Raw genomic sequence first — 435 nt, 5'->3', positions numbered from 1 at the left:
CCCACCCGGCGGGCGCCCTCGGCGCGCGGCTGCTGAACAAAGTGCATCACCTGATGCGTCGTGATGAAGAAGTGCCGCGGGTCAATACCGAGGCTAACGTCATGGACGCCATGCTCGAACTAAGCCGAACCGGACTCGGCCTGGTGGCGGTCTGCGATGAAGCCAACCGCGTGCAGGGCGTTTTCACCGACGGCGACCTGCGCCGCTGGCTGGTTGCTGGCGGTACGCTCAACGATGGCGTCACTCGGGCGATGACCCGCAACGGCGTAACGCTGCAGGCGGATAGCCGCGCGGTGGAAGCCAAAGAGCGGCTGATGAAACACAAAATCAGCGCCGCGCCGGTAGTGGATGAGAACGGCCAACTGGTCGGCGCCATTAACCTGCAGAACTTTTACCAGGCGGGGATCCTTTAAGCCCCAGACGTTTCGCCAGCCG

Annotated in this window: 1 protein-coding gene; it reads left to right on the top strand. The window is 63.7% G+C overall.

What is annotated here, in order from left to right; translation table 11 throughout:
• Window positions 1-413 (top strand): CBS domain-containing protein (locus tag M3661_RS29900; protein WP_251491323.1); only part of this gene is annotated, 413 nt, incomplete at its 5' end.
• Window positions 414-435 lie beyond the last annotated feature (22 nt).

Source organism: Paenibacillus sp. MER 180 (assembly GCF_023713665.1).
GTDB classification, from domain to species: Bacteria; Bacillota; Bacilli; order Paenibacillales; family Paenibacillaceae; genus Paenibacillus_B; species Paenibacillus_B suaedae.
This window is presented reverse-complemented; position numbering and strand designations above follow the sequence as displayed.